Origin of the sequence: Actinomadura physcomitrii, assembly GCF_008923205.2 — a bacterium.
GTDB classification, from domain to species: domain Bacteria; phylum Actinomycetota; class Actinomycetes; order Streptosporangiales; family Streptosporangiaceae; genus Spirillospora; species Spirillospora physcomitrii.
The window spans coordinates 296,583-321,987 of the sequence record NZ_WBMS02000005.1 but is presented as its reverse complement, the minus strand read 5'-3'; the positions used below and the strand labels follow the sequence as shown (position 1 = coordinate 321,987).

Here is a 25,405-nt window from a genome sequence, read left to right as displayed (position 1 = left end):
GGCCGGGGAGCCGCCGGCGGAGGAGCCGCCGCCCGCGGCCGCGCCGCCCGCGCACGTCCCGGAGGCGCCCGCGCCCGAACCGGTGCCGAGCCCGCCGCCGCCCGCACCGCACCCGGCACGGGCGGCGGCCCCGGCCCCCGCGGTCCCGGCCGCTCCGCACGCGCCGCCGCGCGTACCGAAGCCGCCGGCCTCGCCGCACCCGGTCAACCGCGCCGCGACGTCCAAGCCGAAGACGCTGGAGCAGCGCCGTGACCCGCTGAGCACCTCGCTGGTCCTGGTGGTCATCGCGGTCGTCGTCAGCGCCGGGACGGCCATCGCGTTCGCCCGCTGACCCGGCGGCCCCGCCCGCGGGCCGCCGGTCGGCGCGTCCCGCTCGTCCCCGCCGCGCCGGGGCCGGGCGGGGACGCGCCCCGCACCGGCCCGCACGCCGCACGCCGTCGCCGGCCCCCCGCAGGTCAGGGGCGGCGGCCGACCCCGCCGAACACCAGGAACCGCTCGGGGTCCTTCACCTCGTCATCGTCGTCGGGGCGCCACAGCGGCACGTGCACCAGGCCCGGGTCCAGCAGGTCCCAGCCGTCGAAGAAGCGCAGGATCTCCGCGTGCGAGCGCGACTGCTGGCCCTCGCCGGCGGGACCGCCCGGCACTTCGCCGTCCCGCACGGGCTGCCGCTCGGGGTGTCGGACCCGGCGCACCCGCCCGAGTACGAGCAGGTCTCCGCGGTCGTCCCGGCGGGCGCGACCCTGGCGTTCTACACCGACGGGCTGGTGGAGAGCCGGATGCGCAACCTCGACGAGGGCATCGCCCGGCTGGCGTCGGCGCTGGTCGCCTCGCAGTCGCCGGCGCTGGACGCGACCGCCGACGGTGTCCTGGCCCTGCCGGCCGACCAGCAGGGCCACGACGACATCGCCCTCCTCCTGGTCCGCGCCGCCGGCCCCGGCGGCGCCGGGTCCCGCTGACCGGACCGGCGGCCCCTACAGGCCGGGGATGAGGTGGTTGCGGAACGCGTCGACGAAGTACTCGTGGTCGCGGCGGACGACCTCGGCGTAGCCGGTGCCGAACGCGACCATGTCCGCCACGAACGCCGACTCGTCGGCGCCGATCACCGCGTTGATGGCGTCCTCGACCTGGAAGCCGACCAGGGTGTGGTCGGAGTCGGTGTCGGACACGCAGTGCACCTTGGCGGTGGCGCGGCCGAGGTCGTCCAGCACCGACAGCATGTCCTCGGGCTCGGTGAGGCCGCCCCAGTCCAGGTCCTCCTCGTAGGGCGACAGCTCCTGCACCACGTAGCCGACCCCGTCGATCTGGGTGTAGCCGAGCCACGGGTCGGTGTTGGCCTGCAGCGCCCGCCGCGACACCGCCGTGCGGTGCCCGTGGTGCTGGAAGTACTCGCGGATGCGGGCGTCGTCGACGACCCGGCTCGGCGCGGCGACGTTGCCCTGCTTCATCGACAGGATGACGTCGTTCTCCAGCGCCTGCGTGTTGCCCTCCACCAGGATGTTGTAGGCCGACAGCCCGGCCGAGCCGATCCCGAAGCCGGACGCGCCGACGATGTCCTTCACCTCGTAGGTGAGGCTGCCGAACCGCTTCTCCGACGGGATGGTGCGCAGGTAGTCCTGGTAGGCGGCCTCCACCTTGGCGCGCTCGGCGTCGTCCAGGCGGCGGACGCCGGCGCGGTCGCGGAAGCGGCGGTCGGGGCCCTCGACGACCGTCATGCCGTCCAGCAGCCCGATCCGGGTGCCGCCCATCGCCTGGACCAGCACGTCGCGGACGTACCCGTCGGAGTTGTCGAGGGTCAGCGCGAACTTCTCGTCGCCCGTGTGCGCCGCGAACCGGCGGACCTGGTCGACGTAGCCGCGCACATAGGTCTCGATGAGCCGCCGGATGTCGTCGTCGGAGATCGCCTTCTGCCAGGCCAGCAGCGCCAGGCTCGCCACCAGCCGCTTGACGTCCCAGGTGAAGTGCCCGACGTAGGCCTCGTCGAAGTCGTTGACGTCGAACACGAACACGCCGTCGTCGTTCATGTAGGTGCCGAAGTTCTGCGCGTGCAGGTCCCCCTGGATCCACACCCGGCTCGTCCGCTCGTCGGTCCACCGGTCGTCGTCGTGCTGGACGTCGGCGTAGAACAGGCAGGCGCTGCCCCGGTAGAACGCGAACGGGTCGGAGGCCATCTTGCGGAACCGGCGGCGGAACTCGGCGGGGCTGCGCTCCATGAGGTCGGAGAACGCCTGCACCAGCACGTCCACGATCTGGGTCTGCCGCTCCTTCGGATCACGCCCGTGCAGTTCCTCGACCACGCTCGCCATGCTCTCTCCCTCGATGATCACCTGGTCCCGCCGGTTGCGCGGGATTCGACGATCATTCTGCCGAATCGGCTCCCGCCCGGGCGGTGAACAGCGGGAGAAGGGCCGGTTCCGACCGCAGCAGGCCGAGCGCGGTCTCGGCGTGCCCCGGGACGTAGCCGTTGCCGATCAGCATGGTGACGTCGGCGGCCAGGCCCTCGGCGCCGAGCGCGGCGGCGGAGAACGAGGTCGCCATCGAGAAGAACACCACGGTCCCGCCGGGCGCGGTGGCGAGGATCGCGCCGTGCTCGCAGCCCGGCACGTCCACGCACACCACGGTCACGTCGGCGGGCTCGCCGATCGCCGCGGCGACCGCGACCGGGTCGCGGGCGTCGGCGCGCACCACGGTGTCGGCCAGGCCGGTGGCGGCGAGCCGCTCCTCCTCCTGCGCGGTGGGGACGAGCCCGATCGTGCGGGACGCGCCCGCGCGCCGCGCCGCCGCCAGCGACAGCGAGCCGCTCTTGCCGGCACCGCCGAGCACCGCGACGACCGGGCGCTCGCGGGACGCGACGACCCGCTCGGTGAGCGCCGGCGCGCCGCACACGTCCATCACCGCGAGCGCGACCGGCACCGGCAGGTCGCCGGGCAGGACGGCGGCGATGGAGCGGGCGAACAGGATCGCGTGCCCGTCGGCCGGGACCTGCTCGGAGCGGCCGTCCCAGCGGGCCAGGCCGTCGGCGATCGCGAGCGGGGTGAGGGTCAGCGAGACCAGGGTGGCGACGCGGTCGCCGGGCACCAGCCCGAGCGGGGAGTCCGGCCCGGCCTCCTCGACGGTCCCGACGAGCATCCCGCCGGACCCGGTGACCGGGTTGTGCATCTTGCCGCGCTCGCCGACGATCCGCAGCACCTCGGCGCGGATCGCGTCGGGGTCGCCGCCGTGCGCGGTGTGCAGCTGCCGGTAGGACGCGGCGTCCAGGTTGAGCCGCTCGACGCGGACGCGGACCTCGTCGGGGCGGATCGCCGGGTCGGTGTCCAGCCGCCGCGCGGCCTGCGGCAGCACGCCCGCCGGCTCCAGCACCCGGTGCAGCCCCACCGCGGTCCCCGCCCCCGCCGCCGTCCCGGCTCCGCTCATCCCCGTGCCCCTTCGCAACGTCCGTGTCCCGTGTGAACCATGGTGATGCCCCGGAAGATATACCGAGGACCCCTGGTTTCAGTGGAAGTCTTCCCGTAACGTCGGCTCCATACAAGACTTTTATGCGATCGATGTGACGCGAGGAGGCGGTCGACGATGACCACTGCCCTGCATCCGGACCCGGACGCGGCCGTCCGCGCCCAGGCGGCCGGCCGGGACGCGGCGGGCCAGCCCTACGCCTACCGGCGCCGGCCGCTGGAGGAGCCCGACTGGCGGCGGCTGCCCGGCTGGCGCGACGTCACGGACGCGGAATGGGAGTCGGCGCAGTGGCAGCGCGCGCACTGCGTGAAGAACATCCGCCAGCTCCGCGCGGTCATGGGCGACCTGTTGGACGAGCCGTTCTACGCCGACCTCGAGCGCGACCAGGCGGAGCGGGCGACGATGTCGATGCTGCTGCCGCCGCAGATGCTCAACACGATGGACACCTCGTCCACCGAGGCCTTCTACGCCGACCCGGTGCGCCGGTACATGCTCCCGGTGTTCAGCGACCGGCGCACCGACTGGCCGTCGCACCCCTACGCCACCCGCGACTCCCTGCACGAGGCGGAGATGTGGGCGGTCGAGGGGCTGACCCACCGCTACCCGACCAAGGTGCTGGCCGAGCTGCTGCCGACCTGCCCGCAGTACTGCGGGCACTGCACCCGGATGGACCTGGTCGGCAACTCCACGCCCAACGTCGACAAGCACAAGTTCACCATCCGGCCCCCCGACCGGCACGAGGCGATGCTCGACTACCTGCGCCGCACGCCCGGCGTCCGCGACGTCGTGGTGTCGGGCGGCGACGTGGCGAACCTGCCCTGGCCGCGGCTGGAGTCGTTCGTCGGCGCGCTGCTGGACATCGACAACATCCGCGACATCCGGCTGGCCAGCAAGGCGCTCATGGGGCTGCCGCAGCACTGGCTGCAGGACGAGGTCCGCGCCGGCATGGAGCGGCTCGCCGCCAAGGCGCACGAGCGCGGCGCGCAGATCGCGATCCACACCCACGTCAACGCCGCCCGGTCGGTGACGCCGCTGGTCGCCAGGGCGGCGCGGGCGATGCTCGACACCGGCATCCGCGACGTCCGCAACCAGGGCGTGCTGCTGCGCGGGGTCAACGACTCCCCCGGCGCACTGCTCGACCTGTCGTTCGCGCTGCTCGACGAGGCGGGCATCATGCCGTACTACCTCTACATGTGCGACATGATCCCGGGCAGCGAGCACTGGCGGCTCGCGGTCTGGGAGGCGCAGGAGCTGCAGCACGCGATCATGGGCTACCTGCCCGGCTTCGCGACGCCGCGCATCGTGTGCGACGTCCCCTACGTCGGCAAGCGCTGGGTGCACCAGCTCTCGGACTACGACCGCGAGCGCGGCGTGTCCTACTGGACGAAGAACTACCGCACCGGGCTGGAGCTGTCGGACCCGGACGCGCTGACGCGCCAGTACGAGTACTACGACCCGATCCACACGCTGCCCGACCGCGGCCGCGAATGGTGGCGGGAGCGGGCCGAGGCGGCGTGACCGCCCGGCGCCTTTACAATGTAGATCTGTTACGGGGTCGATCGGGCGGAATATCCTCGGGCGGGTGGCCTCCGAGCCGACGTCCCGTTTCCCGGCCGGCGCCACCGCGACGGTGGCCGAGCTGGAGGACGACCCGCATCCCCTGCCGGCCCGGCTGCGCGCCGCCGAGCCCGTCTCCTGGCTGCCCGCCCTCGGCGGCTGGCTGGTCACCTCGCGGGACCTGGCGCAGCGGGTGATGCGGGATGCGGCGGCGTTCACCGTCGACGACCCGCGCTTCTCCACCGCGCGGGTCGTCGGGCCGAGCATGCTGTCGCTGGACGGGCCCGTCCACACCCGGCACCGCGACCCGTTCGCCCGGCCGCTGCGGCCCGCGCGCACCGGCGAGCGCTTCACCGCGTTCGTCGAGGCGGAGGTCGCGCGGCTGGTCGGCGGCCTCGCGCCGGCGGGCCGCGCCGAGCTGCGCGGCGAGCTCGCCGGACCGCTCGCCGTCGCGGTCGTCGCCGAGGCGCTCGGGCTGGTCTTCCGCAAGCCGCCGCACCTGCACGTCGTGTGGGACCGGTAGCGGCCGCTCCCGCGCGGGTACCGCGGGCCGGGACGGCACCGTTTATGGGAGCATTCCGCTCATGATCGTGGAACGCCGGGTCGAGCTGCGCTTCGGGCTCGCGAGCCGGGAAGCCGGGACGCACACCAACCTGTCCGCCGTGCGCCAGGACGGCCGCTGCCTGTGGGTGGCGGGCGACGAGACGGCCACCATCGAGCGGCTCACCGCCGTGCTCGACGCGGACGGGCTCGTCACCGGCTACGAGGGGCACACCACCGTCGCGCTCGCCGACCTGGTCGACCTGCCCGCCGGCCCCGACGAGGAGGCCGACATCGAGGGCCTGGCGCGCAGCAACGGCTGGCTGTGGGCGATCGGGTCGCACAGCCTCAAGCGCAAGAAGATCAAGCCGGGCCAGACCGGGTCGAAGGCCCGCAAGCGGCTGGCGTCGGTGGTCCGCGAGGACAACCGCTTCGTGCTCGCCCGCCTGCCCCTCGCCACCGGCGCGGACGGGCTGCCCGAGGTCGTCCGCGAGGACGGCGACCGCACCGCCGCCGTGCTCGGCCTGCGCGGCGACTCCGTCACCGACCTGCTCCAGGACGACCCGCACCTGGCGCCGTTCCTGTCGATCCCCAGCAAGGACAACGGCATCGACATCGAGGGGATCGCCGCCCACCGCGACCGGCTCTACATCGGGCTGCGCGGGCCGGTGCTGCGCGGCTGGGCCGTCCTGGTGGAGATCCGCCCGGACACCCACCCCGGCGACCCGCGCCGGCTGCGGCCGCTGCCGGTCGGCGACGGCAGGGCCCTCTACCGCACGCACTTCCTGGACCTCGGCGGGCTCGGCATCCGCGACCTGTGCCCGCAGGGCGACGACCTGCTGATCCTCACCGGCCCGAGCATGGACCTGGACGGCCCGGCGCGGGTGCACCGCTGGCCGGGGATCGCCGGCGTCGACGCGCCCGAGGTCGTCCCCGCCGAGCAGCTGCCCCTGCTCGGCGACGTGCCCTACGGCGACGGCGACGACCACCCCGAGGGCCTCGCCGTCCTGGACGGCCTGCACGGCGAGGGCGCGCGGCTGATGGTCGTGCACGACAGCCCGTCCCCCGAGCGGCTCACCGCCGGCGGCGGCGTGCTGGCCGACGTCGTCCGGCTACCCGAATAAGCGCTCGCTTGCCGGATCTGCTTGGATGGTGCCCGCAACCTGCGGGAACCGGAAGGGCGAGGCTGAGCATGATCGAGTGGTCCGACGAAGACCTGATGATCCGGGACGCGGTCCGGGGCTGGATCGACGCGGAGGTCCGGCCGAACCTGGACGCGCTGGACTCCGGCGAGCTGCCGCCCTACGACCTGCTCCGGAGCCTGTACAAGACGTTCGGGATGGACGAGATGGCGCGCTCGTCCTTCCACGCCCGGATCGCCAAGGAGCGCGAGGGCGGCGGCAAGACCGACGGGAAGGCCGGGAAGAAGGACGCCGACGGCGCGGGCGGCGGCAACGCGACGATGACGATGCTGCCGATCATCGAGCTGTGCAAGGTCGCCCCCGGCATGGTCTCGGCGATGGGCGTCGGCCTCGGCCTCGCCGCCGGGACGATCATGAAGCGGGGCACCCCCGAGCAGAAGGAGCGCTGGGCGCTGCCGCTGCTCACCATGGAGAAGGTCGGCGCCTGGGCCATCACCGAGCCGAACTCCGGGTCCGACGCGTTCGGCGGCATGCAGGCCACCGCGAAGAAGGTCGGCGACGAGTACGTCATCAACGGCGGCAAGACCTTCATCACCAACGGCCCCTACGCCGACACGATCGTCTTCTACTGCAAGCTCGACGACGGCCGCGACCCCCGCGACCGCGAGATCCTCACGTTCGTGCTCGACCGCGGGATGGAGGGCCTGGAGCAGAGCAGGCCGCTGCGCAAGATGGGCCTGCACTCCTCCCCCACCGGCGAGCTGTTCCTCACCGACGTGCGCGCCGGCGCCGACCGGCTGCTGTCGTCCGGCTCGCAGGGCGGCAAGGAGTCGGCCAGGCAGAACTTCGTCACCGAGCGCGCCGGCGTCGCCGCGATGGCCCTCGGCGTCATCGAGGAGTGCCTGAAGCTGTCGGTCGAGTACGCCAGGACCCGCGAGCTGTGGGGGCGGCGGATCGGCGACTTCCAGCTCATCCAGCTCAAGCTCGCCAAGATGGAGGTCGCCCGCCTCAACGTCCAGAACCTGGTGTTCCGGCACATCGAGATGCAGCGCGCCGGCCGCGCGCCGACGCTCGCCGAGGCGTCGGCGATGAAGCTGTACGCCGCGCAGGCCGCCAGCGAGGTCGCGCAGGAGGCGGTGCAGCTGTTCGGCGGCAACGGCTACATGAGCGAGTACCGGGTGGAGCAGCTGGCCCGCGACGCCAAGTCGTTCCAGATCTACGCCGGCACCGACGAGATCCAGGTGACCCACATCGCGCGGGACCTGCTGTCCCGCTGACCCGGCGCGGCACCGGAGAACCGCCGTCGCGGGCCGCGAGGAACGCCGGGAGCGCTCCCGAACTTCCGGCGGCCCGGAGGCATCGAAAAGGTGGAGGGCGGGTGAGGGCGATCGCCCGCCCTCCACCTGACGGCCTTTCTGGACAGCCGACGACGGGGACTGGATACTCACAGCCATGGACGGTCAGCCCTCTTACCCGGTGCGAGCGTCCGACACCGAGCGGGACCGGGTGCTGCGCGTCCTCAGCGACCGCGTGTCCGAGGGCCGGATGTCGCACGAGACGTTCGAACGCCGCGTCGACCAGGTGCTGCAGGCGCGCAGCCGCGCCGAGCTCGCCGACATCGTGCACGACCTGCCGCCGACCAGCCGCGTCGTCGGCCGGCTGACCGGCCTGGTCGCGACCGTCTCGCAGGTGACCGCGCGGATCGAGGCGGCCTGGCGGGGCCCGCGGCTGCCGCGCTTCGTGCTGCCGCCCGCCGGGTCGTCCCGCATCGTGGTCGGCCGCGCCCCCGCCTGCCAGTTCGTGCTGACGGACCTGACGGTGTCCCGCTTCCACGCCGAGCTGTACCAGGCCGACGAGGGCTGGATGGTGTCCGACCTGGGGTCGATGAACGGCACCCGCGTCAACGGCTGGCGGCTCACCGGCCCGGCGCGCGTGCGGCCGGGCGACGAGATCGGGTTCGGCAACGTCGGCTTCATCGTCGCCGCCCCCTGACGCCCCGCCCGTCCCGCCTGTTCCGCTCGCCGCGCGCACGGCGCGCGCGCCGCCGGGGGGAGGCGTTCCGATGCCCGCGAGTCCGGTAGATTCGGCGCTTTGACCAAGCCGCACCAGGCCCCGCCCTTGACGCTGTAAGGTGCGGCCCGACGAGGAGGAGGAGCGCCGTGCAGATCGGGTTCGCAGTACCGGTGACGGGGGCGTGGTCCACCCCGGCCAACCAGGTGCTGATCGCGCAGCGGGCCGAGGAGCTCGGCTACCACTCCCTGTGGACGCTCCAGCGCGTCGTCAACCCGGCCGGCTCGGCCGACCACACCTATCGCAACGTGCCCGACCCCCTGGTCACACTGGCCTACCTCGCGGGCTACACCAGCCAGGTGCGGCTGGGCGTCGCCGTGGCGAACATGCCGTTCTACTCCCCCGCCATGCTCGCCAAGCAGGCGATCACCCTGGACCACGTCACCGGCGGGCGGCTCGACCTCGGCCTCGGCAACGGCTGGATGCCCGAGGAGTTCGCCGCGGTCGGCGCGTCGATGCCGCGGCGCGGCGCCCGCGCCGAGGAGTTCCTCGCCGCGCTGCGCGCGATGTGGACGGGCGAGCCCGGCGAGGTCAGCGAGTTCCACGGCGAGTTCTACGACGTCCCGCCCGTCACCATGGACCCGAGGCCGCTGCAGCAGCCCGAGCCGCCGATCCTGCTCGGCGGCGCGTCGGAGGGCGCGCTGCGCCGCGCCGGGCGGCTCGCGGCCGGCTGGGTCAGCTCCAGCCGCGCCGACCTCACCGCGATCGGCCGCTCGATCGAGATCGTCCGGGACGCCGCCGCCAAGGCCGGCCGGGACGCCGGCGCGCTGCGGTTCGTCTGCCGGGGCGCGGTGCGGGTGCGCACCGAGGAGGCCGCACCGCCCGAGGACGAGCGGCGCCCGCTGACCGGCACCTACGAGCAGATCATCGGCGACTTCGCCGCGCTGGAGGAGCAGGGCGTCACCGAGCTGTTCGTCGACCTGAACTTCGACCCGGAGCTGACCGGCCCGGACGCCGACCCGTGGGACTCGATGTACCTGGCGCGCGAGGCGCTGGAGGCCTTCGCCCCGCGTTCGTGAGCGGGCGCCGCCGCCGGGGGCGGCCGCCCGCGCTCGTCCTCACAGCGCCGGGCGCCGCCCCTCCCACGGGGTGCTGAGCACGACGGTGGTCCGGGTGGCGACGTTCGCGGCGGCCCGGATCTGCTGCAGCAGGTCCTCCAGCTCGTTGGGGGACGCGACCCGGACCTTCAGGATGTAGCTCTCGTCGCCCGCCACCGAGTGGCAGGCCTCGATCGCCTCCAGGTGCGCCAGCCGGTCGGGCGCGTCGTCGGGCGCCGCCGGGTCGATCGGCTTGATCGACACGAACGCGGTGAGGGGCAGCCCGATCTGCTCGTTGTCGAGCTGGGCGGTGAAGCCCCGGATGACGCCGCGCTTCTGCAGCCGCCGCACCCGCTGGTGCACCGCCGACACCGAAAGGCCCGTCCGCTTGGCCAGATCGGTGAAACTCATCCGCCCGTCGTCGGCCAGCAGCGCCATGATCTGACGATCGATCTCCTCCACGCGGGAAATCTAGCGCGCCGCGGCCGGTGGGCGTGCCCCCGGCAGATCACAGATCAGCTCTAAATCGCCGGTTCCGCGCGGGGGCGGGCCCGTCCGGTGCCCGGGGTCAGCGGCGGGAGCCGCGCAGCGCGCCGCAGCTCCCCCGCACCACCAGCTCGGCCGGCAGCAGCAGCGGGCCGCCGCGGCTCCGCCGGGCCCGGTCGCGCAGCAGCAGCTCGCAGGCCCGGTGGCCGATGTCGCGGGCCGGCCGCGCCACCGCCGTCAGCGGCGGGTCGCACAGCTCGGCCCACACCACGTCGTCGATCATCGCGATCGACACGTCGGCGGGGACGCGCAGGTCCAGCTCCCGGGCGACCAGCACGGCCGCCTCGCCCAGCAGGTGCCCGGCGGCCAGCACGGCGGTCACGTCGGCGCGGCGCTGCAGCAGCCCCGCCGCGGCGGCGTACGCGGCGTCCCGCGCGGGCCGGGCCGCGACGACCAGGTCCTCCTCCACCGGAACGCCGAGCCGGGCGAGCGCGTCGCGGAACGCGCGCTCGCGCACGCCGGGCGGCTCGCCGGGCGCGGCGCCGCCGAGGAAGGCGATCCGCCGGTGCCCGAGCCCGGCGAGGTACTCCACCAGGGACCGGACGCCGCCGGCGTCGTCGGCGAGCACCGCGGGGATCTCCGGCAGCCCCGGCAGCACCCGGTCGGCGAACACCACGCTGGAGCACACCCGGACGGCGGCGCGCCAGTCGGCCGCGTCCCCGGCGGGCAGCGCGATGATCCCGTCCACCCGCTGCTCGACGAGCCGGTCGACGATCTCGGCCTCCCGCTCGGGATCGCCGTCCGAGGCCTCCACGATCACGTGCCCGCCGAGCGTGCGGGCGCTGGCCAGCACGCCGGCGAGCAGCTCGGCGTGGAACGGGTCGGTGACGCCGGGCAGCACGAGGCCGATGCCGCCGCTGCGGCGCAGCTTGAGGCCGCGGCCGAGGGCGCTCGGCCGGTAGTCGAGCTCGGCGGCGGCGGCCAGCACCCGCTCTCGGGTGGCCGCGGCGACCGAGCCGCCGGAGAACACCCGGGAGACCGTGGCGATGCCGACGCCCGCGGCCGCCGCCACGTCCTTGATCGTCGCCGACCGTCCGTCCCCCACCGGCTGCCCGCCCTTCATATCCGCAGATCTGCGATCTTATCCTGATCAACTCTCCCATGGAAACGATTCCATGTTGTTTACTCCAGCCAGTGAGCGAAGGCCCTGCTCAGCAGGGGTGAATCGGAAACGTTTCCAACAAGGGGGCGGGATGGCCGAGATCAAGCTGGACCGGGTGGACAAGATCTACTCGGGCGGGGTCAAGGCGGTGGACGGCCTGGACCTGACGATCGAGGACGGCGAGTTCATGGTGCTGGTCGGGCCGTCCGGCTGCGGCAAGTCGACCGCGCTGCGGATGATCGCCGGCCTGGAGGAGATCAGCGGCGGCAAGATCTCCATCGGCGGCCAGGTGGTGAACGACCTGGCGCCCAAGGACCGCGACATCGCGATGGTGTTCCAGAACTACGCGCTCTACCCGCACATGACCGTCGAGCAGAACCTGGCGTTCGGCCTGAAGCTGCGCGGCACGCCGAAGGCGGAGATCAAGCAGAAGGTGCACGAGGCCGCCAAGATGCTCGGCCTCGAGCAGTTCCTGTCCCGCAAGCCCGCCGCCCTGTCCGGCGGCCAGCGCCAGCGCGTCGCGATGGGCCGCGCGATCGTCCGCGAGCCGCAGGCGTTCCTGATGGACGAGCCGCTGTCCAACCTGGACGCCAAGCTGCGCGTGTCCATGCGGGCCTCGCTGAGCCAGCTGCACGAGCGGCTCGGCGTCACCACCGTGTACGTCACCCACGACCAGATCGAGGCGATGACCCTCGGCTCGCGGGTGTGCGTGCTGCGCGAGGGCAAGCTGCAGCAGGTCGACACGCCGCAGCGGCTGTTCGACAACCCGGTCAACATGTTCGTCGCCGGGTTCATCGGCTCGCCCGCGATGAACTTCGTCTCCGCGCAGCTCGCCGGCGGCGACGGCGGCGCGCAGGTCTCCTTCGCCGGGTTCACGCTGCCGGTGCCGGACGCGATCCTCGACGAGCGGCCCGCGCTGCGCGACCACCTCGGCCGCGAGGTGATCCTCGGCGTCCGGCCGTCCGACTTCGAGGACGCCGCGCACGCCAACGCCGACTGGGCGCCGATGTCGGTGAAGAGCAGCGTCACCGAGGAGCTCGGCAGCGAGATCAACGTCATCTTCACCATCGACGCCCCGCCGGTCGAGCACAAGGACACCGCCGACCTCGCCGAGGACGCCGCCGAGGGCGACGCCGACATGGCGATCCCGCTGGTGGACAACAAGGCGCTGTGGACCGCCCGCGTCAACTCCCGCTCGCACGTGCGGCCCGGGCAGGACATCGACCTCGCCGTGGACACCAAGCGGCTGCACTTCTTCGACCCGGCCAGCGGCCTCGCGATCGGCCACCCGGGCGCTGCGGCCGCCGCCGCGCCGGACCTGGAGAAGGCCGCGGACCCGAAGAAGGGCTGACCCGGAGCCCCATCGCGGACACGCGCGAAGGCCCGTGCGGGACGGCTCATGATCTGAGTCGTCCCGCACGGGCCTTTTCCGTGTCCGCTGAGCGGCGGCGGCGCGCCCGGCTACTTGACCGACCCGGCGAGGACGCCCTGGACGAAGTAGCGCTGGAAGGCGAAGAACACCACCAGCGGCACCAGCAGCGACAGGAACGCGCCGGGCGCGAGGATGTCGATGTTGCCGGTGAACTGCCGCATCTGCGACTGCAGCCACTTGGTCATCGGCTGCGCGCCGGTGTTGGCGAACACCAGCGCGACCAGCAGGTCGTTCCACACCCACAGGAACTGGAAGATGCCGAGCGAGGCGATCGCCGGGCCGCCCAGCGGGAAGATCACCCGCCGGAAGATCGTCCACTCCGAGCCGCCGTCCATCCGGGCGGCCTCCAGCAGGTCCCGGGGGATCGCGGCGAAGAAGTTGCGCAGCAGGAAGATCGCGAACGGCAGCCCGAACGCCACGTGGAACAGCACCACGCCGGTGATCGAGCCGTACATCTTGAACCCGCCGACGTCGATGTTGCCGTACAGCTTCGCGACCGGCAGCAGCGCGACCTGCACCGGCACCACCAGCAGCGCGACGACGACCAGGAACAGCCAGTCGCGGCCGGGGAACTCCAGCCACGCGAACGCGTACGCCGCCAGCGAGGCGATCACGACCACCAGCACCGTCGCCGGCACCGTGATCAGCACGGTGTTCCAGAACGAGTCGACGAAGTCGGGTTTGTCCAGCAGCGAACTGTAGGCGCTGGCCGTGATCTGGGACGGGTGGGAGAACACCTTCCACCAGCCGCCGGCGTTGTTGTCCTCGGTGGAGCGCAGCGACTCCACGAACAGGCCGAACGTCGGCACCAGCCAGAACAGCGCGACCAGGACCAGCAGCACCTGCGCGACGGTGCCGCCGGCCCGGCCCACCAGGCGCGACGCCAGGCTCCGGTGCGGCGCGCCTGCGGCACCGTTCCCCGCGCCGTTCCCGGCACCGTTCCCCGCGCCGTTCGCAGCCCGGCCCTTCGCCGGCGCGCCGGCGGTCGCGGCGTCCGTGCCGCCGCCTTCCGGCGCGCCGTCCGGGGTGACGTCAGTGCCGTCCGCGGTGCTCATTTCCGCTCCTGCCGCAGTCGCCGGATGTTGAACAGCATGGCGGGCAGCACCAGCAGGAACAGCAGCACCGCGATCGCGCTGCCGGCGCCGGGGTCGTTGCCGCCGCCGAACGACTTGGTCCACATCTCCAGCGCCAGCACGTTGGCGTTCGGATCGCCGCCGCCGATGATGAACACCAGGTCGAAGACCTTCAGCACGTTGATGACGAGCGTGACCAGCACGACCATCAGGACCGGCGCGAGCAGCGGGATCGTCACCCGCCGGAACACCTGCCACTCGGTCGCGCCGTCCACCCGGGCCGCCTCCAGCGCGTCGCGCGGGATCGCGGCCAGGCCCGCGGCGATCAGCACCATCGCGAACCCGGACCACACCCACAGGTACGACCCGATGATCGCGGGCGTGATGAGGGTGCTGCCGAGCCATTCGGCGCCGCCGTAGGAGGCGGTGAAGTTGCTCTTGGGCAGCCGCACCGTGACCGCGCCCGACACCTTCTTCAGCGTGAACGTGCCGTCCTCGCCGGTGGTGGCCGAGGCGACGACCTTGCCGCCGCGCACCGCCTCCACCTTGACGCCGGGCAGGCCGGACTCGCCGGCGTTCGGCTTGTTCGGCTCGCCGCCGCCGCCCTTGGTGAAGTCGAACCAGACCGCCCCGGTCACCTGCCCGGCCTTCGCCGCCGGCGGCTGCGCGGCCGGCTTGGCGTCCTTCGGCAGGTACTCGGGCTTGACCTTCACCAGGGGCATCAGCGCGGTCTGCCCCGCCTGCACCGGTGCGGATCCGAGCACCGCGCCGCCCTGCTCGTGGACGGGCTGGTCGCCGCCGGTGCGCGGGCCCGCGCCCGGATAGGTCGTGCCCGACTTGAACGTGTCGTGGATCGCGACCAGCGCCGCGTTCGCCACGCCCTGGTCGGGGTCCTGCTGGTACACCAGCCGGAAGATGACGCCGGAGGCGAGGAACGAGATCGCCATCGGCATGAACACCACGAGCTTGAACGCCGTCGCCCACCTGATCCGCTCGGTGAGGACGGCGAAGAACAGCCCGATGATCGTGACGAGCGTCGGCGCGACCACCACCCAGACCACGGTGTTGCGCACCGCGACGAGGTCGTCGTGCCCCTGGAACACCCCGGTGTAGTTGTCGAAGCCGACGAACGAGCCGCCCGAGGCGTCGAAGAAGCTGCGGATCACCGAGTACACGATCGGGTACACGACAAGGAAGCCGAGCAGCAGCAGCGCGGGCAGCAGGAACAGCAGCGCCAGCCACGACGGCGGCGTCAGCCGCTCGCGCGCGCCGCGCCCGCGGCCCGGTGCGGCCGGGGCGGTGACGGCGGCGGCGCCGCCGGCCGTGGCGGCCGGCGGCACCCCCTCATTCGAAGGCTTCATCCGGGGTCGTCCGCTCCCCTACTTGAACGCCTTGGCGGCCGCGGCCTCCAGCTTGGCCTGCGTCCCCTTGACGTCGGTCGGCTTGCTCACGAACTGGCGCAGCGCCTCCCACTCGCCGGCGCCCGGCGTCGCGCCGAACGCGGCGGGCGCGAGGTCGGACATGTCGTAGCGGGCGGCGTCGCCGGCCTGCTGCATCTGCTGGATCAGCTGCTTGGCGATCGGGTCGGAGTAGGCGTCCGGCGGGACGGACTTGTTCGGCGTCAGGTAGCCGCCGAGCCCGGCCCAGACCTTCCCGGCCTCCGGGGAGGCGAGGAACTTCATCAGCGCCTGCGCGCCCTTGCCGTCCTTCATCGCGACCGCGACGTCGCCGCCGATGACCGCCGGGGCGGTGTCGCCGGCCTTCGGGAACGCGAACACCTTCGCGTCGGTGCCGACCTTGGCCTTGGTGGTGGCGATGTTGGCGGCGGCGAAGTCGCCGCCGTAGGCCATCGCGGCCTTGTTCTGGCCGAACACCTGCGTGATCGACTCGTCGAACTTGGTCTTGGTCGCGGTGGCGACGCCGCCGTTGAGCAGCTGCGGCTTGCCCCAGATCTCGGCGAGCGTCTGCAGCGCCTTGGCGACCGTCGGGTCGGTCCACTTGATCTCGTGCTTGGCCAGCTTGTCGTAGTTGTCCGGGCCGGCCTGCGAGAGGTAGACGTTCTCGAACCAGTCGGTCAGCGTCCAGGAGTCCTGCGGGCCGGCGGCCAGCGTGAACGGGGTGGTGCCCGAGTCCTGCAGCGTGCCGGCGTCCTTCACCAGGTCGGCCCAGGCCGCCGGGGGCTGGACGCCCGCGTCGGAGAACGCCTGCGGCCGGTACCAGATGATCGACTTGTAGGCCGCCTTGGCGATCACGCCGTAGGTCTTGCCCTGGTAGGAGCCGAGGTCCTTCCAGTACGGCGAGAAGTTCTGCGACACCTCCGCCACTACGTCGTCGGCCAGCGGCTTCAGCTGGCCCTTGGCGGCGTACTGCTGCATCAGGCCCGGCTGCGGCAGGATCGCCACGTCCGGCGGGTTGTGCGCCGCCAGCTTCGGCCCGAGGTAGGCGTCGGTGTTCTCACCGGTCGAGGCGTACTGGACGGTCGCGCCCGTCTGCTTCTCGAACGCCTTCAGGACCTTGCGGAAGTTGGCCTCCTCCGTCCCGGTCCACTTGGCGGCCACCGAGACGGTGACGCCCTTGAGCTCCGTCCCCCCGGCCGAGGTCTTCGAGCCGTCCCCCTTGTCGTCGTCGCCACCGCCGCACGCGGCCGCGGCCGACAGCAGCAGTCCCGCCGCGACGGCGGCGCCCACCGTCCGGCGGCCCATCCCTCTGCTGACCCTCATCCCTCATCCTTCCTGGGCGAACCGGCCGCGTCCGATCCCCAGATCGACGCGCCGGACTCGATATCGAAGAAGTGCAGGCGACCGGTGTCGACGCGGATCGTCACCGGGTCGCCGACCTTCACGCGGGTGCGGGGGCTGAACCGCGCGACCAGGTCCGTGCGGGGCCGCTCCATGTGCCCCAGCACGTCGGTCCCCGCGTCGCGGGCGAGCTCCTTGGTGTCCTCGGTGACGACCTGGGCGGCCTCGACCGCGAAATGGACCAGCACGTCCGAGCCCATCGCCTCCACGAGGTCGGCGGTGGAGGACAGCCCGGACCCCTCGGGCGCCTCCACGAGCTCGGAGTCCTCCATGTCCTCGGGGCGGATGCCGACGACGACGTCGCGCCCGAGGTAGGACGCGAGGGCGGGGCGCTCGTGCAGCACCGCGGCCGGCAGCGTCAGGGTCTGGCCGCCGATCTGCAGGCGCGGGTTCGCCGCGTCCCCGGACAGCGAGCCGTGCAGCAGGTTCATGGCGGGTGAGCCGATGAAGCCGGCGACGAACAGGTTCGCCGGCCGGTCGTAGAGCTCCTGCGGCGGTGCCACCTGCTGGAGCTCGCCCTTCTTCATCACCGCGACCCGGTCGCCGAGCGTCATCGCCTCGGTCTGGTCGTGCGTGACGTAGATCGTGGTGACGCCGAGGTCGCGCTGGATGCGGGCGATCTCCGCGCGCATCTGCACGCGCAGCTTGGCGTCGAGGTTGGACAGCGGCTCGTCCATCAGGAACGCCTGCGGCTCGCGGACGATCGCGCGGCCCATCGCGACCCGCTGGCGCTGGCCGCCGGACAGGTTGCGCGGCTTGCGGTCCAGGTGGTCGGTGAGGCCGAGGACCTCCGCGGCGCGGTCGACCTTCTCGCGGATCTCCTTCTTCGGCAGCTTGCGCAGCGACAGCCCGAACCCGATGTTGTCGCGCACCGACAGGTGCGGGTAGAGCGCGTAGCTCTGGAAGACCATGGCGACGTCGCGGTCCCGGGCGGGGACGCGGTTGACGACGCGGCCGCCGATCGTGACGGTGCCCTCGGAGATGTCCTCCAGGCCGGCGACCATCCGCAGGGCGGTGGTCTTGCCGCAGCCGGACGGTCCGACGAGCACCAGGAACTCCCCGTCGGCGATGCTGAGGTTCAGGTCGGTCACGGCCCGCGTCCCGTCGGGATAGACCTTCCCGACGCTGGTCAGGTCGACCTCTGCCACGGCGTCTCCTCTGCTTGACAAGCGCTACCCCGGCGTAACTCGAAACAAGGTGGTACAGGGCCGGACGGCCGGACCGCAATACGCGCGGCACCGGCTGACCCATTTGGTGCAGAGATCGTTACCGACCCGTTTCCGGGTTATTTTCCGCCGCCCGAAACAAGCCGAAGGCGCGGACGAAAACGCCCGCGCCTCCGCGCCCTCATCATCCCCCGGACGGGCCCCGGGGGCCGGTGGTTCAGCCGACGACCGCCAGTCCCCGCTCGATGACGTTCATGGCCTCGTAGCCGTCCTCGGTGCACACCACGATGTCCTCGATGCGCGCGCCGTGCGGGCCCGGGTAGATGCCCGGCTCGATCGAGAACGCCATGCCGGGCTCCAGCGGCTCGCGGTTGCCCGCCACGATGTAGGGGTCCTCGTGCGACTCCAGGCCGATGCCGTGCCCGGTGCGGTGGAAGAAGTGCTCGCCGTGCCCCGCCGCCGCGATGACCTCGCGGGCCGCCGCGTCCACCGCCTCCGGCGTCGCGCCCGGCCGGACCGCCTCGCGCGACAGCCGCTGCGCCTCCTGCAGCACCGCGAAGTACGCCGCGTAGTCGGCGGGCGGCTCGCCCACGCAGTAGTTGCGGGTCGAGTCCGAGCAGTAGCCGCTCGGCATCGTCCCGCCGATGTCGACCACCACGGGCTCGCCCGCGCGGATCACCCGGTCCGACAGCTCCGCGTGCGGGTTCGCGCCGTTCGGGCCCGACCCGACGATGACGAAGTCGACGGCCGCGTGGCCCTCCGCGATGATCGCGTCGGCGATGTCCCGGCCGACCTCCCGCTCCGTCCGGCCGGCGCGCAGGAAGTCCGGGACGCGCCGGTGCACCCGGTCGATCGCCGCGCCGGCCTCGCGCAGCGCCGCGACCTCGGCCGCGCTCTTGCGCATCCGCAGCTCCCGCAGCACGCCGCCCGCCGCGACCTGCTCGGCGGCCGGCAGCGCCGCGCGGAACCGCAGTGCCATCACCGCCCACATCCGGTCGGCCACCCCCACCGACGCCAGGCCGCCCGGCAGGCGCCGCGCGACCAGCGCGTACGGGTCGTCGGTCTCGTCCCACGGCACCAGCTCCACGCCGAGCGAGCCCGCGGGCGACGCCTGCGCCGCCGGCAGCTCCAGCCGCGGCACGACCAGGAACGCCTCGCCGTCCGCCGGCACCACCAGGCAGGTGAGCCGCTCGAGCTGCTTGGCGTCGTAGCCGGTGACGTAGCGCAGGTCCGGGCCGGGCGTCAGCAGGACCGCGCCGAGCCCCGCCTTCGCGGTCGCCTCGCGCACCCGCCCCACCCGCTCGCGCGGATACAACTCCGTTGTCACATCCGTCTCCATACCGGTCGCGGTGCCGGGCCGCCCCGCCGCCGGGCGTGGGCCGCGCCGCGGACCACCGCTTCCTCCTCCCCTGTGACCTGCTCCTGTTACATTCTGTCCGTGCTCCGACACAGTTCGCACCGCCTCGGATACCGCACCAGCATCCCAACAACGCCGTCCCGGCGCCGCCCCGGCCCGCCCGCGGCGCCGCGGCGCCTCTGAGCCGATGCGGCGCACCCGGGACACCGCCCCGGTCGAGCGGGCGACCGTCGAACAAGCGAAGGGCGTGCTGGCCGAGCGGTTCGGCTGCGATGTGGAGACCGCCTACGACCGGCTGCTGGAGCTCGCCGCCGGCGCCGGCGTGGAACCCGAGACGGCGGCGGCGCTGCTGCTCGGGGCCGTCCCGGACGCGGCGCCCCGCGCTCGCCACCCGAGCGCGCCCGCCCACGGGCACGGCGAGGTGCCACTGCCACGCGGCGGCCCCGGCGCGGCAGACGACGCCGATCCCGCCGCGCAGCTCGCGCTCGTCGAGCGGCTCGGCGGCCTCGGCTGGGCGCGCTGGGACCTCGTCACCGGCGAGGCCCGCTGGTCCGCCGGGCTGTTCGCGCTGTTCGGGCGCGACCCCGCCGCCGGGCCGGTGCCCCTGGACCGGCTCGCCGAGCACGTCGTCCCCGCCGACCTGCCGCACGCCGAGCACTTCACGCGCACCCTGCTCGGCCGGCTCGAACCCGCCGAAGCGGAACTCCGCGTCCGCGCCGGGGGCGCCGTCCGGCTCCTGCGGGCGGTGGCCGAGCCGGTCCTCGGCGCGGACGGCGCGCCCGCCGCGCTCCGCGCCGTCTTCCAGGACGCCGCGCGCGGCCCCGGCGGCGAGCCGCTGGCCGCGACCCGGCTGCAGCTGGCGCGGCGGCACCGCCGCATCGCCGAGGAGCGGCGCACCGCGGTCGAGCTGCAGCGGGCCCTGCTGCCGCTGCCCCGCGGCCCCCGCGAGCTGCCGGGGCTGCGCGCCGCCGTCCGCTACCTGCCCGCGTGCGGCGGGACGCGGGCCGGCGGCGACTGGTACGAGGCGACCGCGCTGCCCGACGGCGAGGTCTTCCTCGCGATCGGCGACGTCGCCGGGCACGGGCCTCCGGCCGCCGCCGCGATGGCGCGCGTCCGCAACGCGCTCAGCGGCCTGGCCTGCACCGGCGCGCCGCCCGACCGGCTGCTGGCGGCGCTGAACCGGATGCTGCTGAGCCGGACCACGCTCGACGGGCCCGCGCACGGGCGGGACCGTCCGCCGGCCGCGAGCGCCGTCGCCGCCCGCTACGAGCCCGGACCGGGCGTGCTGACCTGGGCGCGGGCCGGGCACCCGCCGCCGCTGCTGGTCCGCGACGGAGCCGCCGCGCTGCTGGAGTCCCCCGAGGGCGTGCTGCTCGGCGCGCATGAGGCCCCGGACCTGGCGCCGGTCATCACCCGGCTGCACCGCGGCGACCTGCTGCTGCTCTACACCGACGGGCTCGTCGAGCGCCGCGACCGCGACCTCGCCGACGGGTTCCGGACGCTGCTGGCCGCGGCCGCGGCGCGGCCGGGCGCCGGGCCCGACGCCGTCATCGACCACGTGCTGCGCTCGCTCGGCGCCGCCAACCCCGACGACGACACGTGCGTGCTCGCCGTCCAGGTCGTCTGAGCCGCCGCGATGTCGGCGGCGGCGAGACATGTCAGCCACGAGCAGGTTAATGCTGCTCAATACACCGCTGTCATATCACCCGACGACCGAGCATGCGTCGAGACGCGTCATCGGGTACGCCCGGATCTCGAAGGCCACGGACGAGAGCACGTCCATCGAGCGCCAGCGAGGCGTCATACAGGCCGCGTGCCACGCACGCGGATGGGCACTTGCCGACATCATCGAGGACGTCGACGTATCCGCCACGAAGACCCGCCTCGACCGTCCTGGGCTTGCCCGCGTACGGGATGCCGTCGCGGCCGGACGCGTCGACACAGTGATGGTCTGGCGCATCGACCGCGTCGCCCGGTCTGTGGCCGACCTATCCGCGCTCACCGAAGAGTGGAATCACGCCGGGGTCGCTCTCGTGTCTGCGACCGAGGCATTCGACATGACTACATCGTCCGGTCGTGCGCTCCTTCAGATGCTCGGCATCTTCGCCGAGTTCGAGGCGGCCACCATTCGCGACCGCGTCACCGCCGCCCGGGCCGCCCTGGTGAAGGCCCAGCGATGGCCGGGGGGCTCGGCCCCGTACGGATACCGCATCGTCGACAACCCCGACGGCGCCGGAAAGGCCCTTGAAATCGACCCCGTCGAGGCCGCGTACGTCCGCAAGGCCGCCGACCTGGTGCTGAACGGGAAATTCGAATACGTGAGCCTCGGTATGACCTTCGCGGAAGCCTGGGAAGCGCGCGACACCGACGGACGGCGCGATCTGCTGTCATCCGCGCTTGAGCACATCGTCGTCAAGTCGGGCGTGCGCGGACGACGCGGCATCGACCCCGATCGGCTCGACGTCCACTGGCGCGGCTGACGGCACGGCCGATGGCCCGCACCGGGAACCCCCGGGCGGATCACCCGGGCGGTGGCCGTCCGCCTGCCGACCACATGACGGCCGAGCCGACGCCCCTGGGACACTCCCGGGGCAATCGCCGTTTCGGGACGCCCAGCGTGCAGCAGTGCGATCCTGACCGCATGACCACCAAGCCCAAAAGACTCCTACTGCTAGATACACCTTCACTGTACTTCCGTGCCTTCTACGGGGTGCCCGAGTCGGTGACGGCGCCGGACGGCACGCCGGTGAACGCCGTCCGCGGGCTGATCGACATGATCGCCCGGCTCGTCCAGGACCGCTCCCCCGACCGCCTCGTGTGCTGCATGGACGCCGACTGGCGGCCGGCGTTCCGGGTCGAGGCGCTGCCGTCGTACAAGGCGCACCGCGTCGCCGACGACGGCGGCGACCAGACGCCCGACGCGCTCGAGGCGCAGCTGCCCGTGATCGACGCCGTGCTGGACGCGTTCGGGCTGGCCCGCGCCGGCGTCCCCGGCTACGAGGCCGACGACGTCATCGGCACCCTCGCGGTGCGGGGCGCGGCGGACGGCCCGGTCGACATCGTCACCGGCGACCGCGACCTGTTCCAGCTGGTCGACGACGCCGGCCCGGTGTCGGTGCTGTACACCGCGCGCGGCATCCGCAACCTCCAGGTCATGGGCGAGGCGGAGGTCGCGGCCAAGTACGGCATCCCCGGCCGCGGCTACGGCGACTACGCGACGCTGCGCGGCGACCCCAGCGACGGGCTGCCGGGCGTGCCGGGCGTCGGCGACAAGACCGCCGCCGCGCTGATCACCCGGTTCGGGTCGGTCGACGGGATCCTGGCGGCGCTGGACGCGGGGACCACCGACGGGTTCCCGGCGGGGGCGCGCAAGCGGATGGAGGCGGCGCGGGAGTACCTGGCGTCCGCCGAGACCGTGGTCCGGGTCGTCACCGACATCGACGCGCCGGAGCTGGCGAAGCTGGACGACCGGCTGCCGTCCGAACCGCGGGACGCCGAGGCGCTGGTGGAGCTCGCCGACACGTGGAACCTCTCCAGCCCCGTCAACCGGCTGCTGAACGCCCTGTCACGCTAGCCCGCCCGTCCCGGCGTGCCCCGGAGCGCGCGCGGGTCTCGGCGCGGGGAATTCTTCGCTGCAATTTTCCGCGAAAGTGTCAGAAGACGCAGACGCGGTGCGCCCGCGCGCGCAGCATGTGGATCAATGAGGGGTTCTCCTAGGGACATGCGGAGAGCACGCACGCCGCCGCGGGACGGGCGATGACGGCCGTCGACCGGGCACCGGGTCCGGCCGCGGCGGCCGCACGAGCGGACCGGTATCCGCGGCACTGGGCCTCACCGCCCCACTCCCCCCATCTGCCGCGGGTACCGGTTCACCGAGCGGCGCGCACCGGCGCGCGCCCGTCCGTCCCGACCCGTGAGCCCCGCGGGGCTCGGAAAGCCGGCACCCCGTGAACACCAGGACACCGCACCTCGGCGGCCTCGCCGCTCCCGCCGCGCCCGGCGGCGACGGCTTCTGGACCGAGCTCGACCGGGCCCAGCGCGCCGCGCTGGCGGCGGCGGCCCGGCAGCGCAACTACCCGGCGCGGACGCCGCTGTGCTACCAGGGCGAGGACTCCGACCACATCATCGTCATCCGGTCCGGCTGGGCGAAGGTGACGTCCACGACGCCGGACGGCCATGAGGTGGTGCTGGCCGTGCGCGGCCCCGGCGACCTGGTCTGCGAGAGCGCGGTGCTCGGCAGCCGGCACCGGTCGGCGACCGTCACGGCGCTCACCCCGGTCCGCGGGCTGGTGGTCCCGGCCGGCCGCTTCACCTCCTTCCTGGACGCCCATCCCGAGGTCTGGCGGCTGGTGAGCGGCACGTTCGTGCGGCGGCTCGACGACGCGGACCGGCGGGTCCAGGCGAACGTCTCGGCGCAGGGCCCGCAGCGGCTGGCGATGCTGCTGGCGCATCTCGCCGAGCTGTCGGCGGCGTACGCGCCGCCGGCCGTGGACGGCTCGGTGGACATCGGGCCGCCGCTGTCGCAGGAGGAGCTGGGCAGCTGGATGGACGCCTCGCGCGAGACCGTCGCGCGGGCGCTCGCGGTGCTGCGCCGCGCGGGCCTGGTCCGGACTGGCCGCCGGCGGATCACCGTGGTGGCGCCGGGCGCGCTCCGCGCGTTCGCCCGCGACCTCGCCGAGTGACCGGCCCGGCGCCTTTACATTGTAGATCAATAACCGTCGGCGATGCCGCGGTACAGCCGCATCGCGTTGCCGCCGAGGACGAGCGCGACGGTCTCCTCGTCCAGCCCGAGGCCGGCGATCGCGCGCGCGTTGCGGGCGACGCCGGGGACGCCGGGCCAGTCGGTGCCGAACACGAACTTGCGCGCCAGCCGCTTCAGGTCGTAGCGGGCGTAGTACTCGGGGAGGCGGCACGGCGGCAGCCCCGACAGCTCGATCCACACCTCCTCGCGGGACAGCGCGAGGAACGCCGCCGCGTCGTACCACCAGCCCCGCCCGCCGTGGGCCAGCACGAACGCCAGCCCGGGGAACAGCCGGAGCACGTCGTCGACCGGGGTCGGGTCGGCGTACCGGTTCGCCGAGCCGGGGAAGGAGCTGGTGCCGCAGTGCACGACGACCGGCAGCCCCGCGTCCCGGCACAGCGCGTACGCCGGGTACAGCTCGGGATCGGCGACGGAGAACCCGCCGTGCACGGGGTGCAGCTTGAGCGCGACGGCACCGAACCCGAGCTGGCGCTCCAGCTCGGCGTCGACGGGGTAGTGCAGGTGCGGGTTGAGGTTGGCGACGGGCTTGAAGCGGCGCGGGTTGTGCTTGAGCAGCGGCACCAGGTCCTCGATGGGCTGGTACCCGGTCGTCCTGGGGCTGTACTCGCACAGCAGCAGCGCGACGTCCACGCCCTCGGCCTCGAAGTAGGCGTCGACGCGGTCGGGGACGAGGGCGCCGGAGTCGTCGTAGAGGTCCTGCCAGGGGTGCGCGGAGCCGAACTCCTCGGCCCACTGCCGCCAGGCCGGGGGCAGGGTCGGCAGCCGCGCCGCGTGGACGTGGGCGTCGACGAGGGGACGTCCGTCGAGCATGTGCGCCTCCCCCGCGTCAGTCCTGGATCCGCCTGAGCTCGGCGGCGTAGCGGCGCCCGTTGGCGACGTACCCGCCGACCGCCAGGCCGTGCCACTTCTCGTCGATGCCGCCCGGCCTGATCTTGGCGGGGACGCCGAGGGCGGTGTGCCCGGCCGGGACGACGGCGCCCTCGGTGACGACGGCCCCGGCGCCGACGACCGCGCCGGTCTCCACGCGGACGCGGTTGAGCACGACGGAGCCGGACCCGACGAGGCAGCGGTCCTCGACCACGCAGCCTTCGAGGTGGGCGTTGTGGCCGACGACGCAGTCGGCGCCGATGACGGTCGGCCACTCCTCGGTGGTGTGCACGACGGTGCCGTCCTGGACGGAGGTGCGGGCGCCGACGGTGATCGTGCCGTAGTCGCCGCGCAGCACGGCGCCCGGCCAGACGGAGGCGCCCTCGCCGAGGGCCACCGACCCGATCACGGTCGCGGCGGGGTGGACGTACGCGGTCGGGTGGATGTCGGGGACCTGGTCTCCCAGAGCGTAGACGGCCATGCGGCGGAGCCTACCGGCCGGTCCC

General features: G+C 73.5%; 25 protein-coding genes. 13 read left to right on the top strand and 12 right to left on the bottom strand.

Annotated elements, in window-relative coordinates:
- The coding region (locus tag F8568_RS09175) for a hypothetical protein (protein ID WP_202124674.1) at positions 1-331 on the top strand (331 nt) is incomplete at its 5' end.
- Between the two features lie 124 nt (positions 332-455).
- Here the strand turns inward: F8568_RS09175 and F8568_RS46645 are convergent.
- The gene (locus F8568_RS46645) at positions 456-659 is read right to left on the bottom strand and encodes an SAM-dependent methyltransferase (RefSeq protein WP_328600789.1); all 204 of its coding nucleotides are present in this window, start codon (positions 657-659) and stop codon (positions 456-458) included.
- Here F8568_RS46645 and F8568_RS46640 point away from each other — a divergent pair.
- The gene (locus F8568_RS46640) at positions 600-956 is read left to right on the top strand and encodes a SpoIIE family protein phosphatase (RefSeq protein ID WP_328600788.1); all 357 of its coding nucleotides are present in this window, start codon (positions 600-602) and stop codon (positions 954-956) included. The genes F8568_RS46645 and F8568_RS46640 overlap by 60 nt on opposite strands.
- Before the next feature lie 15 nt (positions 957-971).
- Here the strand turns inward: F8568_RS46640 and F8568_RS09165 are convergent, their stop codons facing one another.
- Both F8568_RS09165 and kdd read right to left on the bottom strand, forming a co-directional pair.
- The gene (locus tag F8568_RS09165) at positions 972-2,303 is read right to left on the bottom strand and encodes a DUF2252 domain-containing protein (RefSeq protein ID WP_151593054.1); all 1,332 of its coding nucleotides are present in this window, start codon (positions 2,301-2,303) and stop codon (positions 972-974) included.
- A gap of 52 nt (positions 2,304-2,355) precedes the next feature.
- Positions 2,356-3,411 carry an L-erythro-3,5-diaminohexanoate dehydrogenase gene (gene kdd, locus F8568_RS09160; protein WP_151593053.1) on the bottom strand — a complete coding sequence of 352 codons (1,056 nt, stop codon included), beginning with the start codon at positions 3,409-3,411 and terminating at the stop codon, positions 2,356-2,358.
- Positions 3,412-3,567: 156 nt separating this feature from the next.
- Between kdd and F8568_RS09155 the strand changes: the two genes are divergently transcribed.
- The 6 genes from F8568_RS09155 (at position 3,568) to F8568_RS09130 (ending at position 9,778) form a co-directional block, all read left to right on the top strand.
- Positions 3,568-4,968 carry a KamA family radical SAM protein gene (locus tag F8568_RS09155; RefSeq protein WP_236008535.1) on the top strand — a complete coding sequence of 467 codons (1,401 nt, stop codon included), beginning with the start codon at positions 3,568-3,570 and terminating at the stop codon, positions 4,966-4,968.
- A 64-nt stretch (positions 4,969-5,032) separates the two neighbouring features.
- Positions 5,033-5,530: a cytochrome P450 family protein gene (locus F8568_RS09150; RefSeq protein ID WP_236008534.1), complete on the top strand. Its 498-nt coding sequence runs from the start codon at positions 5,033-5,035 to the stop codon at positions 5,528-5,530.
- Between the two features lie 61 nt (positions 5,531-5,591).
- On the top strand, positions 5,592-6,671 hold the full coding sequence (locus tag F8568_RS09145; protein ID WP_151593052.1) for a DUF3616 domain-containing protein: 1,080 nt from the start codon (positions 5,592-5,594) through the stop codon (positions 6,669-6,671).
- 68 nt (positions 6,672-6,739) lie between these two features.
- Complete coding sequence (locus F8568_RS09140; RefSeq protein WP_151593051.1) at positions 6,740-7,966, top strand: acyl-CoA dehydrogenase family protein; 1,227 nt, start codon at positions 6,740-6,742, stop codon at positions 7,964-7,966.
- 175 nt (positions 7,967-8,141) lie between these two features.
- Positions 8,142-8,681: a DUF1707 and FHA domain-containing protein gene (locus tag F8568_RS09135; protein WP_151593050.1), complete on the top strand. Its 540-nt coding sequence runs from the start codon at positions 8,142-8,144 to the stop codon at positions 8,679-8,681.
- Positions 8,682-8,848: 167 nt separating this feature from the next.
- Positions 8,849-9,778, top strand: a complete 930-nt coding sequence (locus F8568_RS09130) for a TIGR03619 family F420-dependent LLM class oxidoreductase (protein ID WP_151593049.1) — start codon at positions 8,849-8,851, stop codon at positions 9,776-9,778.
- 39 nt (positions 9,779-9,817) lie between these two features.
- Here F8568_RS09130 and F8568_RS50245 read toward each other — a convergent pair whose 3' ends face one another.
- Positions 9,818-10,258, bottom strand: coding sequence for an Lrp/AsnC family transcriptional regulator (locus F8568_RS50245; RefSeq protein ID WP_151593048.1), 441 nt, complete (start codon positions 10,256-10,258; stop codon positions 9,818-9,820).
- 106 nt (positions 10,259-10,364) lie between these two features.
- Entirely contained in the window at positions 10,365-11,405 is a 1,041-nt protein-coding gene (locus tag F8568_RS09120) for a LacI family DNA-binding transcriptional regulator (protein ID WP_151593047.1), read from the bottom strand.
- A gap of 130 nt (positions 11,406-11,535) precedes the next feature.
- Between F8568_RS09120 and F8568_RS09115 the strand changes: the two genes are divergently transcribed.
- Entirely contained in the window at positions 11,536-12,795 is a 1,260-nt protein-coding gene (locus tag F8568_RS09115; protein ID WP_151593046.1) for an ABC transporter ATP-binding protein, read from the top strand.
- A gap of 110 nt (positions 12,796-12,905) precedes the next feature.
- Here the strand turns inward: F8568_RS09115 and F8568_RS09110 are convergent, their stop codons facing one another.
- The 5 genes from F8568_RS09110 to F8568_RS09090 form a co-directional block, all read right to left on the bottom strand.
- Positions 12,906-13,931, bottom strand: a complete 1,026-nt coding sequence (locus F8568_RS09110) for a carbohydrate ABC transporter permease (RefSeq protein ID WP_151593045.1) — start codon at positions 13,929-13,931, stop codon at positions 12,906-12,908.
- On the bottom strand, positions 13,928-15,310 hold the full coding sequence (locus F8568_RS09105) for an ABC transporter permease (protein ID WP_151593044.1): 1,383 nt from the start codon (positions 15,308-15,310) through the stop codon (positions 13,928-13,930). Before F8568_RS09105 ends, F8568_RS09110 begins: the two co-directional genes overlap by 4 nt.
- Before the next feature lie 18 nt (positions 15,311-15,328).
- Complete coding sequence (locus F8568_RS09100; protein WP_151593043.1) at positions 15,329-16,669, bottom strand: ABC transporter substrate-binding protein; 1,341 nt, start codon at positions 16,667-16,669, stop codon at positions 15,329-15,331.
- The gene (locus tag F8568_RS09095; RefSeq protein ID WP_151593042.1) at positions 16,666-17,895 is read right to left on the bottom strand and encodes an ABC transporter ATP-binding protein; all 1,230 of its coding nucleotides are present in this window, start codon (positions 17,893-17,895) and stop codon (positions 16,666-16,668) included. The genes F8568_RS09100 and F8568_RS09095 overlap by 4 nt, the downstream gene beginning before the upstream one ends.
- A 235-nt stretch (positions 17,896-18,130) precedes the next feature.
- On the bottom strand, positions 18,131-19,240 hold the full coding sequence (locus F8568_RS09090; protein WP_328600787.1) for a M24 family metallopeptidase: 1,110 nt from the start codon (positions 19,238-19,240) through the stop codon (positions 18,131-18,133).
- A gap of 217 nt (positions 19,241-19,457) precedes the next feature.
- Between F8568_RS09090 and F8568_RS09085 the strand changes: the two genes are divergently transcribed.
- The 4 genes from F8568_RS09085 to F8568_RS09070 all read left to right on the top strand — a co-directional run bounded on the left by F8568_RS09085 (position 19,458) and on the right by F8568_RS09070 (position 23,952).
- Positions 19,458-20,897, top strand: a complete 1,440-nt coding sequence (locus F8568_RS09085; RefSeq protein WP_151593040.1) for a SpoIIE family protein phosphatase — start codon at positions 19,458-19,460, stop codon at positions 20,895-20,897.
- Between the two features lie 49 nt (positions 20,898-20,946).
- Complete coding sequence (locus tag F8568_RS09080; protein ID WP_160573551.1) at positions 20,947-21,750, top strand: recombinase family protein; 804 nt, start codon at positions 20,947-20,949, stop codon at positions 21,748-21,750.
- A 161-nt stretch (positions 21,751-21,911) separates the two neighbouring features.
- Positions 21,912-22,844, top strand: a complete 933-nt coding sequence (locus tag F8568_RS09075) for a 5'-3' exonuclease (protein WP_151593038.1) — start codon at positions 21,912-21,914, stop codon at positions 22,842-22,844.
- A 373-nt stretch (positions 22,845-23,217) separates the two neighbouring features.
- A complete protein-coding gene (locus tag F8568_RS09070) occupies positions 23,218-23,952 on the top strand; it encodes a Crp/Fnr family transcriptional regulator (protein ID WP_151593037.1) in 735 nt (244 codons plus the stop codon).
- A 26-nt stretch (positions 23,953-23,978) separates the two neighbouring features.
- Here the strand turns inward: F8568_RS09070 and F8568_RS09065 are convergent, their stop codons facing one another.
- Entirely contained in the window at positions 23,979-24,842 is an 864-nt protein-coding gene (locus F8568_RS09065) for an amidohydrolase family protein (RefSeq protein WP_151593036.1), read from the bottom strand.
- A gap of 16 nt (positions 24,843-24,858) precedes the next feature.
- Positions 24,859-25,380 (bottom strand): gamma carbonic anhydrase family protein, encoded by a 522-nt coding sequence (locus F8568_RS09060; protein WP_151593035.1) that lies wholly within the window; start codon positions 25,378-25,380, stop codon positions 24,859-24,861.
- Positions 25,381-25,405: the final 25 nt, after the last annotated feature.

Bases quoted from the DNA above. Each gene is read 5' to 3' on its own strand.
- F8568_RS09165 (WP_151593054.1), bottom strand. From the start codon at position 2,303: ATGGCGAGCGTGGTCGAGGAACTGCACGGGCGTGATCCGAAGGAGCGG.
- kdd (WP_151593053.1), bottom strand. From the start codon at position 3,411: ATGAGCGGAGCCGGGACGGCGGCGGGGGCGGGGACCGCGGTGGGGCTG.
- F8568_RS09155 (WP_236008535.1), top strand. From the start codon at position 3,568: ATGACCACTGCCCTGCATCCGGACCCGGACGCGGCCGTCCGCGCCCAG.
- F8568_RS09145 (WP_151593052.1), top strand. From the start codon at position 5,592: ATGATCGTGGAACGCCGGGTCGAGCTGCGCTTCGGGCTCGCGAGCCGG.
- F8568_RS09140 (WP_151593051.1), top strand. From the start codon at position 6,740: ATGATCGAGTGGTCCGACGAAGACCTGATGATCCGGGACGCGGTCCGG.
- F8568_RS09135 (WP_151593050.1), top strand. From the start codon at position 8,142: ATGGACGGTCAGCCCTCTTACCCGGTGCGAGCGTCCGACACCGAGCGG.
- F8568_RS09120 (WP_151593047.1), bottom strand. From the start codon at position 11,405: ATGAAGGGCGGGCAGCCGGTGGGGGACGGACGGTCGGCGACGATCAAG.
- F8568_RS09115 (WP_151593046.1), top strand. From the start codon at position 11,536: ATGGCCGAGATCAAGCTGGACCGGGTGGACAAGATCTACTCGGGCGGG.
- F8568_RS09110 (WP_151593045.1), bottom strand. From the start codon at position 13,931: ATGAGCACCGCGGACGGCACTGACGTCACCCCGGACGGCGCGCCGGAA.
- F8568_RS09105 (WP_151593044.1), bottom strand. From the start codon at position 15,310: ATGAAGCCTTCGAATGAGGGGGTGCCGCCGGCCGCCACGGCCGGCGGC.
- F8568_RS09100 (WP_151593043.1), bottom strand. From the start codon at position 16,669: ATGAGGGTCAGCAGAGGGATGGGCCGCCGGACGGTGGGCGCCGCCGTC.
- F8568_RS09085 (WP_151593040.1), top strand. From the start codon at position 19,458: ATGCGGCGCACCCGGGACACCGCCCCGGTCGAGCGGGCGACCGTCGAA.
- F8568_RS09080 (WP_160573551.1), top strand. From the start codon at position 20,947: ATGCTGCTCAATACACCGCTGTCATATCACCCGACGACCGAGCATGCG.
- F8568_RS09075 (WP_151593038.1), top strand. From the start codon at position 21,912: ATGACCACCAAGCCCAAAAGACTCCTACTGCTAGATACACCTTCACTG.
- F8568_RS09065 (WP_151593036.1), bottom strand. From the start codon at position 24,842: ATGCTCGACGGACGTCCCCTCGTCGACGCCCACGTCCACGCGGCGCGG.
- F8568_RS09060 (WP_151593035.1), bottom strand. From the start codon at position 25,380: ATGGCCGTCTACGCTCTGGGAGACCAGGTCCCCGACATCCACCCGACC.